This window comes from Streptomyces sp. NBC_00096, from assembly GCF_045041305.1.
Classification (GTDB): domain Bacteria; phylum Actinomycetota; class Actinomycetes; order Streptomycetales; family Streptomycetaceae; genus Streptomyces.
On the sequence record NZ_CP108221.1, the window covers coordinates 2,692,933 to 2,705,390 of the forward strand.

The window sequence follows — 12,458 nt, forward strand, 5'->3', positions numbered from 1 at the left end:
TGTCGCTGCCATCACTCAAGCCAGCGTATCCGGTCTGTTTTCGATCACCCAGGGCGCCTGTCCGGCCACCACCCGAGCAGCGCCCGATGCGCCCCGGTATGTTCTAGAGAAGCCAAAACAACCGGAGAATGCGTTTTGTCCAGAACTGTGACCGATATAGACGAGCCTTCCGATCCGGAGGCGGACCAGCCGCCACCCGGAGACGACCACGCCTTCCTCGGGCACCCCCGGGGCCTCGCCACGCTCTCCGGACTGGAAGTCTGGGAGCGCTTCTCGTTCCTGGGCATGCAGGCCATCCTCGTCCTCTATTTCGCGGACACGGTGGCCAACGGCGGCCTGGGGATGAACCCGGGCACCGCGGCCTCCGTCGCGGCGGCCTACGGGACCATGGTCTACCTCGTCTCCGTCGCCGGCGGGTGGCTCGCCGACCGGATCCTCGGTTCGTACCGCGCCGTGCTGTGGGGCGGGATCCTGATCGCCTGCGGCCATTACGCCATGGCCGTGCCGACCGCCGCCATGACCTGGGTGGGCCTCGGCCTGATCAGCGCGGGCACCGGCCTGCTCAAGCCGAACGTGGCCAGCATGGTCGGCAAGCTGTACAAGACGGACGACCAGCGGCGCGACGCCGGCTTCGCCCTCTACTACATGGGCATCAACATCGGCGCCTTCGCCGGCCCGCTGATCACCTCCTGGCTCGGCGAGCACGAGGGCTGGCACTGGGGATTCTCGGCCGCCGCCGTCGGCATGACCGCGGGCCTGGTCCAGTACGTCGCCGGGCGCCGCCACCTGGCCGGGCGCAAGCACTCCGCCACGCCTGCGAACGACCCTGCCGCGCTGGCGCCCGACGCGATGCGCTCCGCCGTGATCCGGATCGTCATCGGGATCGTGGTCTTCGCCGCGCTCGCCACCCTTCTGGCGGTACAGGGCTGGCTGACGATGGGCCGGTTCGTGGACCTGCTCACCCTGATCTCGGTCATCGCGCCGGTCGTCTACTTCGCGATCATGTTCCGCAGCCCCCGGGTGACGGCCGCCGAGCGGGGACGCCTGCGCCCGTACGTGGTGCTCTTCCTGGCCTCGGTGGCCTTCAACTTCATCCTCTTCCAGGCGTACTCGACGATGATGCTGCTCGCCTCGACGAACGCCCGCACCGAGATCCTCGGCTTCACCTTCCCGGCGGGCTGGTACGCCTCCGCGCTCGGCGCGTTCGAGGTGCTCCTGGCCCCGGTCGTCGCCGCAGTGTGGGTGCGGATGGGCCGCGGGCAGCCGCACGCCTCGAACAAGATCGCCATCGGCGTGATCCTGGGCGGCCTGTCCTTCCTCCTGATGGTCATCCCCACTTCGGGGCACACCGGCGACACGTACAAGATGGCCGCCTGGTGGATCATCGGCTCCTACCTGCTGCTCGGGCTCGGCGACGTCCTGCTGGAGACCTCCGGCATGTCGGCCACCACGAAGCTCGCCCCGCAGGCCTTCGCCAGCCAGACCATGGCGCTGTGGTTCCTCTCCCTGGCGCTGGCCAACGGCATCCAGGCGCAGGTGGTCAAGTTGTACGGCCAGGTCTCCAACCCCGCCTACTTCGGCGTCAACGGCGCCATCGCCGTCGCGGCGGGACTGGCCGTGATCGCGCTCGCGCCGTGGCTGAAACGCACGATGCACCCCGTTCACTGACCGGCCGTCCCGGCCGGCTGCCCGTTCCACTGACCGTCCCACTGACCGTCCCACTGACCGTCCCCGAGGCGATTGGCGAGAGACCTTCGATGATCATCCGCACCGATTTCCCCTACGGGACCACCCACGAGGACGTCCGGATCCCGATGCGGGACGGCGTAGAGCTGTACGCCCGCATCTGGCGGCCGGTCACGGACGAGCCCGTCCCCGCGCTGCTGGAGTACCTCCCGTACCGCCTCACCGACTGGACCGCGCCGCGCGACTGGCAGCGCCACCCCTGGTACGCGGGGCACGGATACGCCTCCGTACGGGTCGACGTGCGCGGCCACGGGTGCAGCGGGGGCGACCCGGGCGACGAGTACGACGCCCGGGAACTCGCCGACGGCGTCGCGGTGGTGGAGTGGCTGGCCGCCCAGCCATGGTGCTCGGGGTCCGTGGGCATGTTCGGGATCTCCTGGGGCGGCTTCAACAGCCTCCAGATCGCGGCACTGGCCCCGGAACCGCTGAAGGCGGTGGTCACCGTCTGCTCCACGGACGACCGCTTCGACAACGACGTGCACTACATGGGCGGCTCGCTGCTCGCCGTGGACATGCACGCGTGGGCGGCGACCATGCTCGCCTTCGCCTCCCGCCCGCCGGACCCGCTCTACGCGGGCGAGGGCTGGCGCGAGCAGTGGCTCTCGCGCCTCGGCTCGGTCGAACCCCTCCTGCACACCTGGCTCTCCCACCAGACCCGCGACGCGTACTGGCGCCACGGCAGCGTCTGCGAGGACTACGGGGCGATCGGCGCGGCCGTCCTCGCCGTCGGCGGCTGGCACGACCCGTACCGCGACACCGTGCTGCGGCTGGTCTCCGCGCTGCCCGCCGACCGGGTGCGGGGCCTGATCGGCCCCTGGTCGCACCAGTACCCCGACCGGGGGCTGCCGCCGGGGCCCGCCATCGGCTTCCTCCAGGAGACCCTGCGCTGGTGGGACCACTGGCTCAAGGGCGAGGACACCGGCGTCATGGACGAGCCGCTGCTGCGCTCCTGGATCTCCCGGTCGCATCCGCCCGCGACCACGTACGAGACCCTGCCGGGCCGGTGGGTCGGCGACCCGTCCTGGCCCTCGCCGAACGTGGACCCGGTGACGTACGCCTTCCAGGGCGACCCGGTGGTCGTGGCCTCCCCGCAGCACACGGGGCTGGACGCGGGCCGCTTCTTCCCCTTCGGCAACGACGCCGACCTGCCGCCGGACCAGCGCGAGGAGGACGCGAAGTCGGCCTGCTTCGAGTTCCCCGTGGGCGAGGAGTCCGGGCCGGTGGAGATCCTGGGCCGCCCGGTGGTGCGGCTGCGGCTGCGGCTGGACGTGCCGTACGGGCAGGTCGTGGCGCGGCTGTGCGACGTGGCTCCGGACGGGGCCTCGACGCTGGTCACCCGGGGCGTGCTGAACCTGTCCGCGCGGCAGGGCCGGGACAAGGCGGTGCCGTGGCCGGTGGGCTCGTACGAGGACGTGAGCTTCGAGCTGAACGGCATCGGGCACTCCTTCCCGCCGGGCCACCGCATCCGCCTCGCCCTGTCCTCCGCCTACTGGCCGTGGATCTGGCCGCGGGCCGGCTCGGAGCGGGGCTGGACCCTGGACCCGGCGGGCAGCGCGGTGGAACTCCCGGTGCGCGACGCGTCGTCCGACGGCGAGCCGATCCTCTTCGAGGCCCCGGAGCAGTCGGAGCCGCTGGGGGTCTCCTACCCGGAGACCCTGGACGGGCCGAGGCCGGAGCGGCTGGTCGTACGGGACGTGGCGCGGGGCGTGTGGCGCCTCGAGGTGGACCCCCGGTACGGCGGGACCCGGGTGTACCCGGACGGGCTGGAGTTCAGCGAGGACGCGCGGGAGGTGTACGAGATCCAGGAGGCGGACGCGCTGTCGGCCCGCACCCACTCGGAGTGGACGGTACGGCTGCACCGGCCGGAGCTGGGCTGGGACGTCTCGGTCCTCACCCGCTCGGAGATCTCGTGCGACGAGGGCGGCTTCGTGACCTCGAACGAGGTCGTCTGCCGCGAGGGCGACGAGGTCCTCTTCCACCGCACCTGGGAACGCCGCCTCCCCCGCGCGGCGGTCTGACGGCCTCCTGCCGAACCCCGGGGCCCGGGGCCCGGGGCCCGGGTGCCGGGCCCCGGGGACGGCGCCGCAGGTCAGGCGAAGAGGCGTTCCAGGACCACCGCGACGCCGTCCGACTCGTTCGAGAGGGTGACCTCGTCGGCGACGGCCAGGAGTTCGCGGTGGGCGTCCGCCATCGCGACCCCGTACGCCGACCACGCGAACATCGGGATGTCGTTCGGCATGTCGCCGAAGGCGATCGTCGACGACGCGGCGACGTCCAGGAGCTCCGCCGCCACCGCCAGGCCGCTCGCCTTGTCGATGCCGGGCGGCTGGAGTTCGACGGTGTGCTCCCCGGCCATGGTGACGTTGACCAGGTCCCCGACCACCGACCGGGCCACCGCCGTCAGTTCGTCGTCCGAGAGGCGGGGGTGCTGGAGCAGCACCTTGTTGATCGGGGAGGACCAGAGGTCGGACCGGCGGGCCACCGCCACCGTCGGCAGGTGCGGGTGCCACATCCGGTAGCCCGGCCCCATCAGCATCTCCGCGTCGAGGCCCTCCTGGTTGACCGCCGCGTAGACCTCCCCGACCTCCGCCTCGATCTTCCCGAGGGCGACCTCGGCCAACTCCCGGTCCATGGCCACGGAGTGCAGCAGCGCTCCGGTCGCCGCGTCGTAGACCTGCGCTCCCTGCCCGCACACCGCGAGCCCCCTGTAGCCGAGGCCGTCCAGGACGTGGCGGACCTGCGGGACCGGGCGGCCCGTCACGATGATGTGCCGGGCGCCGGCGGCCCGGGCGGCCCGGAGCGCCGCGGAGGAGCGGGCCGAGACGGCGTCTCCGGCGCGGAGCAGAGTCCCGTCCAGGTCGGTGGCGATCAAGGCATAGGGAAGGGCCTGAGGCAGGGCGGAAGTCACCCCGCCAAGAATACGGACCCCCTCGGACAAGTCTTACAATTGGCATCTTCTCCACCTGAAGGTGGATGATTCCCGCCCGGCAGCCGACTCGCAGCCGCCTGGCATCCGTCCGGCATCCGTCCGGCAGCCATCCCGTGCCGGACGGAGCGTACGACCCGCGCTCGGCAATCCGTACGAAATGACGCGATGTGACCGAAGGTCACCAGATCTGCCCGTTGGCGTCCTCCCCCGTGTGTTTCATCTCCGCTCCGGGCACCCGAGCTTTCGGTCGTGATCCTGGGTAGCGTGTCCCGCACCGTGTCTACCGGGACACCCCCGGACCGCGTCGAAAGCGAGGCAGCACCCCATGCCCCAGCAGAGCCCCCTCGATGTCCCCGAGGGCGACCCGTTCGGGCCGCACAACCTCCCCTACGGCGTGTTCTCCACCGACGCGGAGGAGCGGCGGCGGATCGGAGTCCGGATCGGCGGGTACGTGCTCGACGCCGGGGCGGCCGCGGCCGCGCTCGGGTCCCCGTACGCCGGACTGCTCGGACAGCCCTCGCTGAACCCCCTGCTCGCCGCGGGCCGCACCGCCTGGCACGACGTGCGCCGCGCGCTGACCGCCTGGGTCACCGACCCCGGTCACCGGCCCGCCGTGGAGCCGCACCTGCTGCCGCTGGAGGAGGTCGCGCTGCACCTCCCGTACGAGGTCGCCGACTACGTCGACTTCTACGCGAGCGAGCACCACGCCACCAACGTCGGCCAGATCTTCCGGCCGGACGGGGACGCGCTCACCCCCAACTGGAAGCACCTGCCCATCGGTTACCACGGCCGGTCCGGGACCATCGTGGTGAGCGGCACCGACGTCGTACGGCCGTCCGGCCAGCGCAAGGCGCCGGCCGACCCCGCGCCCGTCTTCGGGCCATCCGTCAAGCTCGACATCGAGGCCGAGGTCGGCTTCGTCGTGGGCACCCCCTCCGAGCTGGGCCGCCCGGTGGCCCTCGGCGACTTCGAGGAGCACGTCTTCGGGCTGTTCCTGCTCAACGACTGGTCCGCGCGCGACATCCAGGCCTGGGAGTACGTGCCGCTCGGCCCCTTCCTCGGAAAGTCCTTCGCCACCTCCGTCTCCGCCTGGGTCACCCCGCTGGAGGCCCTGGACGCGGCCCGGGTCGCCCCGCCCGCCCGCGACTTCCCGCTCCTGCCCTACCTCGACGACTCCGCCGCCGAGCGCCCCGGCGGCTTCGACCTGCGCATCACCGTCTCCATCAACGGGCAGGAGGTGGCGCAGCCGCCGTTCGCCTCCATGTACTGGACCGCCGCCCAGCAGCTCGCGCACATGACCGTCAACGGCGCCTCGCTGCGCACCGGCGACGTCTACGGTTCGGGCACCGTCAGCGGCCCGGAGACCGGCCAGCGCGGTTCCCTGCTCGAGCTCACCTGGAACGGCCGCGACGCCATCGACCTCGCCGACGGCAAGCGCACGTTCCTGGAGGACGGGGACACCGTCACCCTCACCGCGTGGGCGCCGGGCGCCGACGGCGCCCGGGTGGGCCTCGGCGAGGTCACCGGCCGCATCGTGGGCACCCGCTAGTCCGCACCCGCCGGCCCGCACCCCGGGGACGGGCCGGTCCGGCGGGGTGGCGGCGCTGGCAACGGCCGTCCGCGACCCGGACGCGGACGTGCGCGCGTACGCCTCACGCCTGTGAGCCCCGCGGGTGCGGCGACGCCGGACCGCCCCTCGTACGAGATGTCGCCGCGCAGCGACACCGACGTCGCGCACCGCTGCCTCGGCGAGGGGCCCCACCGCGCGGCGCCCGGGCGCCCCCGGCCGGAACCACCCGTCCGGCCTGAGCGGTACGCCCCCGACCCCCCGTTCGGGGGCCCGCCGCGTGCAGCCGCGTCACCGCGCCGGGATGGTGGACGAAAGCCACCGACGCCCCCGAACGGCAGGAGCCCCGATGTCCCTCCGCCCCCGCAAAGCCGTCCTGACCTGTGCTGCCGCGATATCCCTCGGCCTGGCCGCCGTCGCCCCCGCCCACGGCGTCGACGGGCCCGCGCCCGACCCGAGGAACACGCAGGCCATGCGTGACATGGCGACGGCGATCCGGGTGACGGCCAAGTACGCGGACGAGCAGGAGGCCCTGAAGGACGGGTACCTGCCGCACGGCGAGGCCTGCATGAACAACCCGTTCGGGGTGGGCTCCATGGGCTACCACTACGTCAAGGAGGCCTACTGGGGTTCGACGGACCCCGGCAAGCCGGCGGCGCTGCTCTACAGCACCGCGAAGGACGAGCACGGCCGCCGCAAGCTGGAGGCGGTGGAGTGGATGTCCGCCGACCGGGACCAGGACTTCAAGACCACCGATGACCGGCCGAGCATGTTCGGGCTGCCCTTCGACGGGCCGATGCCGGGCCACTGGGCGGGCATGCCCAAGCACTACGACCTCCACCTGTGGGCGTACCGGGACAACCCGGCCGGCCGCTTCCACAACTGGAACCCCGCCCTGACCTGCCCCGCCAAGGCCACCGACCCGGCGAAGCCCGCCACCCCCCACGACCACGGCCACTAGCGCAGGCACGGCAAGGGCCCGGCTCCCCCCGAAGGGGAGCCGGGCCCGGTCGCGTACGGCCGGCGGAGCCGTCAGCGCACGAACGTGCTCGCCTGGCCCGCCAGGTCCAGGAAGTACTGCGGGGCCACGCCCAGTACCAGCGTGACCGCGACGCCCACCGCGATCGTCGTCATCGTCAGCGGGGACGGGACGGCGACCGTGGGGCCGTCCGCCTTCGGCTCGCTGAAGAACATCAGGACGATCACCCGGATGTAGAAGAACGCGGCGATCGCGGACGAGATGACACCGACCACGACCAGCGCTCCCGCGCCGCCCTCCGCCGCCGCCTTGAACACGGCGAACTTGCCGGAGAAGCCGGACGTCAGCGGGATGCCGGCGAAGGCCAGCAGGAAGACCGCGAAGACGGCCGCCGTCAGCGGCGAACGACGTCCCAGACCGGCCCACTTGGACAGGTGCGTGGCCTCGCCGCCCGCGTCGCGGACCAGCGTGACCACCGCGAAGGCGCCGATCGTCACGAAGGAGTACGCGGCCAGGTAGAAGAGGACGGACTTGACGCCCTCCGCCGAGGTGGCGATCACACCGGCCAGGATGAAGCCGGCGTGCGCGATCGAGGAGTAGGCGAGGAGCCGCTTGACGTCGGTCTGGGTCACGGCGATGACCGCGCCGGCCAGCATCGTGACGATCGCGACGCCCCACATCACCGGCCGCCAGTCCCACCGCAGGCCCGGCAGCACCACGTAGAGGAGACGGAGGAGGGCTCCGAACGCCGCCACCTTCGTCGCCGCCGCCATGAAGCCGGTGACCGGGGTGGGGGCGCCCTGGTAGACGTCCGGGGTCCACATGTGGAAGGGGACCGCGCCGACCTTGAAGAGCAGGCCCGCCAGGATCAGCGCGCCGCCGATCAGCAGCAGCGCGTCGTTGCCCATCGTGCCGGCGAGCGCCGGGTCGATGTTCGCCACGGTGCCGTCGACGACCTCCGCGATGGTCGCGTACGAGACGGAGCCCGCGTACCCGTAGACCAGCGCGATGCCGAAGAGGAGGAAGGCCGAGGAGAAGGCGCCGAGCAGGAAGTACTTGACGGCCGCCTCCTGCGACATCAGCCGCTGGCGGCGGGCGACGGCGCAGAGCAGGTACAGCGGGAGGGAGAAGACCTCCAGGGCCACGAACAGCGTCAGCAGGTCGTTGGCCGCGGGGAAGATCAGCATCCCGGAGATCGCGAACAGGGCCAGCGGGAAGACCTCGGTGGTGGTGAAGCCCGCCTTGACGGCTTCCTTCTCGCTCTCGCTGCCCGGGACGGACGCCGCCTGCGCGGCGAAGGAGTCCACCCGGTTGCCGTGGGCGGCGGGGTCCAGGCGCCGCTCGGCGAAGGTGAAGATCGCCACGACGGAGGCCAGGATGATGGTGCCCTGCAGGAACAGTGCCGGACCGTCCACGGCCACGGCGCCCATGGCCGCGATGTGCGCCTTGGAGCTGCCGTACCCGCCGGCGGCGAGCCCGACGACCGCCGCGAAGGCCGAGGCCAGCGCGGCGACGGCGAGGAACACCTGCGTGTAGTAACGGGCCTTGCGCGGTACGAAGGCCTCGACGAGGACTCCGATGACCGCCGCTCCCAGCACGATGAGCGTGGGCGAGAGCTGGGCGTACTCGATGTGCGGGGCCGGGATCTTGTCGATCGGCGCCGCGGCCGCCAGTGTCGGCAGCAGGCTCTGGGCAGCAGTCACGGTGCTCACTTCGCCCCCTCCCCATTCTTGGCCTCGACAGCCACCTCGGGCTTCGGGTCCGTCTGCTTCACGTCCGACATGGTGTGCTTCACCGCCGGGTTGACGATGTCGGTGAGGACCTTGGGGTAGACGCCGAGCCCGATCAGCAGCGCGATCAGCGGGGCGACCACCAGGACCTCCCGCAGGCGCAGGTCCGGCATGGTGCGGACCTCCTCCTTGACCGGGCCGGTCATGGTGCGCTGGTAGAGGACCAGCGTGTAGAGCGCCGCCAGCACGATGCCGGTGGTGGCGATGACGCCGACGACCGGGTACCGGGCGAACGTGCCGACCAGGACCAGGAACTCACTGACGAAGGGGGCGAGCCCCGGCAGCGACAGCGTGGCGAGTCCACCGATCAGGAAGGTGCCGGCCAGCACCGGGGCCACCTTCTGCACACCGCCGAAGTCGGCGATGAGCCGCGATCCGCGCCGCGAGATCAGGAAGCCGGCGACCAGCATCAGCGCCGCCGTCGAGATCCCGTGGTTGACCATGTACAGCGTCGCGCCCGACTGGCCCTGGGAGGTCATCGCGAAGATGCCCAGGACGATGAAGCCGAAGTGCGAGATCGAGGCATAGGCGACCAGCCGCTTGATGTCCCGCTGCCCGACCGCGACCAGCGCGCCGTAGACGATGCTGATCAGGGCCAGTACGAGGATCACCGGCGTGGCCCACTTGCTGGCCTCGGGGAAGAGCCCGAGGCAGAAGCGGAGCATCGCGAAGGTGCCGACCTTGTCGACGACCGCGGTGATCAGGACGGCGACCGGGGCCGTGGCCTCGCCCATCGCGTTCGGCAGCCAGGTGTGCAGCGGCCACAGCGGGGCCTTCACCGCGAAGGCGAAGAAGAAGCCGAGGAACAGCAGCCGTTCGGTGTTGGTCGCCATGTCGAGCGTGCCCGCGGCACGGGCGGCGGTGATCTCCTGGAGGGAGAAGTTCCCGGCGACCACGTACAGCCCGATGACGGCGGCCAGCATGATCAGGCCGCCGGCCAGGTTGTAGAGGAGGAACTTGACCGCCGCGTACGAGCGCTGCGCGGCCGCGTTCTCATCGGACCCGCCCGCCGCGGCAGCGGCTGATTGGGAGGAAGTGGCCCGGTCGCCGAAGCCGCCGATGAGGAAGTACATCGGGATGAGCATGGCTTCGAAGAAGATGTAGAAGAGGAAGACGTCGGTGGCCTCGAAGGAGATCACCACCATCGCCTCGACCATCAGGATCAGGGCGAAGAAGCCCTGCGTCGGACGCCAGCGCTGGCTCTTGTTCTCCAACGGGTCGGCGTCATGCCACCCGGCCAGAATGATGAACGGCATCAACACGGCGGTGAGCGCGATCAGCACCACCGCGATGCCGTCGACGCCCAGTTCGTAGCGGACGCCGAAGTCCTTGATCCAGGCGTGGGATTCGGTGAGCTGGTAGCGGTCGCCACCGGGCTCGAAGCGGATCGCGACGAGCACGGCCAGGGCCAGGGTCGCCAGCGAGAAGAACAGGGCGAGCCATTTGGCGGCGGTCCGGCGGGCGGCCGGGACGGCCGCCGTCAGGATCGCGCCGACCGCGGGGACCGCGGCCGTCACCGTCAGAAGCGGGAAACTCATCTCACACCGCCCTCATCAGCAGGGTCGCGGCGATCAGGACCGCCGCGCCCCCGAACATCGAGACCGCGTAACTGCGGGCGTAGCCGTTCTGCAGCTTGCGCAGCCGGCCCGACAGTCCGCCGACTCCGGCGGCCGTCCCGTTGACCACGCCGTCGACCAGGCTGTGGTCGACGTAGACGAGGGAGCGGGTCAGGTGCTCCCCGCCGCGGACCAGGACCACGTGGTTGAGGTCGTCCTGGTACAGGTCCCGCCGGGCCGCCCGGGTGAGGAGCGAGCCGCGCGGGGCGGTGACCGGGACGGGCTTCCTGCCGTACATGGCCCAGGCGATGCCGACGCCGATGACGAGGACCACCATCGTGGACAGGGTCACCGTCAGGGCGCTGACCGGCGGGTTGCCGTGCTCGTGCCCGGTGACGGGCTCCAGCCACTTCAGGAAGCGGTCGCCGATCCCGAAGATGCCGCCCGCGAAGACCGACCCGAAGGCGAGCACGATCATCGGGATGGTCATGCTCTTCGGGGACTCGTGCGGGTGCGGTTCGTGGCCTTCGCCATCCGGCTGCCAGCGCTTCTCCCCGAAGAAGGTGAGGAGCATGACCCGGGTCATGTAGAAGGCGGTGATGGCGGCGCCCAGCAGGGTCACCCCGCCCAGGATCCAGCCCTCGGTGCCGCCCTTGGCGAAGGCGGCCTCGATGATCCGGTCCTTGGAGAAGAACCCGGACAGGCCCGGGAAGCCGATGATGGCGAGGTAGCCGAGGCCGAAGGTCACGAAGGTGACCGGCATGTACTTGCGCAGGGCACCGTACTTGCGCATGTCGACTTCGTCGTTCATGCCGTGCATGACCGAACCGGCGCCGAGGAAGAGGCCGGCCTTGAAGAAGCCGTGCGTGACCAGGTGCATGATGGCGAAGACGTAGCCGACCGGGCCGAGGCCCGCCGCCAGGATCATGTAGCCGATCTGCGACATCGTGGAGCCGGCGAGGGCCTTCTTGATGTCGTCCTTCGCGCAACCGACGATCGCACCGAAGAGCAGGGTGACCGCTCCGACGACGGTGACCACCAGCTGGGCGTCGGGCGCCCCGTTGAAGATCGCGGCCGAGCGGACGATCAGGTAGACGCCGGCGGTGACCATGGTCGCGGCGTGGATGAGGGCCGAGACCGGGGTCGGGCCCTCCATCGCGTCCCCGAGCCAGGACTGCAGCGGTACCTGGGCCGACTTGCCGCAGGCGGCCAGCAGCAGCATCAGGCCGATCGCCGTCAGCTTGCCCTCGGTCGCGTCGCCCGCCGCGCCGAAGACCGGCCCGAAGGCGAAGGTCCCGAACGTGGTGAACATCAGCATGATCGCGATCGAGAGACCGATGTCACCGACGCGGTTGACGAGGAAGGCCTTCTTCGCGGCGGTGGCCGCGCTGGGCTTGTGCTGCCAGAAGCCGATCAGGAGGTACGAGGCGAGGCCCACGCCCTCCCAGCCGAAGTACAGCAGCAGGTAGTTGTCGGCGAGGACCAGCAGCAGCATGGCCGCGACGAACAGGTTGAGGTAGCCGAAGAAGCGGCGGCGCCGCTCGTCGTGCTCCATGTAGCCGATGGAGTAGATGTGGATGAGCGTGCCCACGCCGGAGATCAGCAGGACGAAGGTCATCGACAGCTGGTCGAGCTGGAAGGCCATGTCGGCCTGGAAGCCCTCGACGGGGACCCAGGTGAACAGCCGCTGGTGCATGGCACGGTCCTCGGCCCCGCGCCCGAGCATGTCGGCGAAGAGGGCCGCGCCGATCCCGAAGGAGACGGCGGCGAACAAGGTGCCGAGCCAGTGCCCCGCCTTGTCGAGGCGGCGGCCGCCGCAGAGCAGCACCACCGCTCCGAGCAGGGGCGCCGCGATCAGCAGCGCAATCAGATTTTCCACTGTGAGCGCCCC

The 12,458-nt window shown here is 71.2% G+C and carries 8 protein-coding genes; 4 read left to right on the top strand and 4 right to left on the bottom strand.

All coding sequences use genetic code 11. The features are described from left to right. Nucleotides 1–135 precede the first annotated feature (135 nt). Nucleotides 136–1,668: a peptide MFS transporter gene (locus OG904_RS11575; protein ID WP_405489968.1), complete on the top strand. Its 1,533-nt coding sequence runs from the start codon at nt 136–138 to the stop codon at nt 1,666–1,668. Nucleotides 1,669–1,757: 89 nt separating this feature from the next. Beyond that, the gene (locus OG904_RS11580; protein ID WP_405489970.1) at nt 1,758–3,764 is read left to right on the top strand and encodes a CocE/NonD family hydrolase; all 2,007 of its coding nucleotides are present in this window, start codon (nt 1,758–1,760) and stop codon (nt 3,762–3,764) included. A gap of 71 nt (nt 3,765–3,835) precedes the next feature. On the opposite strand, the gene OG904_RS11585 is transcribed toward OG904_RS11580, so the two are convergent. Then, nucleotides 3,836–4,654, bottom strand: coding sequence for an HAD family hydrolase (locus OG904_RS11585; protein WP_405489972.1), 819 nt, complete (start codon nt 4,652–4,654; stop codon nt 3,836–3,838). A 346-nt stretch (nt 4,655–5,000) separates the two neighbouring features. Here OG904_RS11585 and fahA point away from each other — a divergent pair, with 346 nt between their 5' ends. Then, nucleotides 5,001–6,224, top strand: a complete 1,224-nt coding sequence (gene fahA, locus OG904_RS11590; RefSeq protein ID WP_405489974.1) for a fumarylacetoacetase — start codon at nt 5,001–5,003, stop codon at nt 6,222–6,224. 367 nt (nt 6,225–6,591) lie between these two features. Continuing rightward, nucleotides 6,592–7,203, top strand: a complete 612-nt coding sequence (locus tag OG904_RS11595; protein WP_405489976.1) for a hypothetical protein — start codon at nt 6,592–6,594, stop codon at nt 7,201–7,203. 71 nt (nt 7,204–7,274) lie between these two features. On the opposite strand, the gene nuoN is transcribed toward OG904_RS11595, so the two are convergent. From nuoN to nuoL, 3 genes are read right to left on the bottom strand one after another with little or no spacing between them, the layout of a single operon-like run. Continuing rightward, complete coding sequence (gene nuoN / locus OG904_RS11600; RefSeq protein WP_405497948.1) at nt 7,275–8,924, bottom strand: NADH-quinone oxidoreductase subunit NuoN; 1,650 nt, start codon at nt 8,922–8,924, stop codon at nt 7,275–7,277. Between the two features lie 5 nt (nt 8,925–8,929). After that, nucleotides 8,930–10,549, bottom strand: a complete 1,620-nt coding sequence (locus OG904_RS11605) for an NADH-quinone oxidoreductase subunit M (protein WP_405489978.1) — start codon at nt 10,547–10,549, stop codon at nt 8,930–8,932. 1 nt (nt 10,550) lies between these two features. Continuing rightward, entirely contained in the window at nt 10,551–12,446 is a 1,896-nt protein-coding gene (nuoL, locus tag OG904_RS11610) for an NADH-quinone oxidoreductase subunit L (protein WP_405489980.1), read from the bottom strand. Between the last annotated feature and the right edge of the window lie 12 nt (nt 12,447–12,458).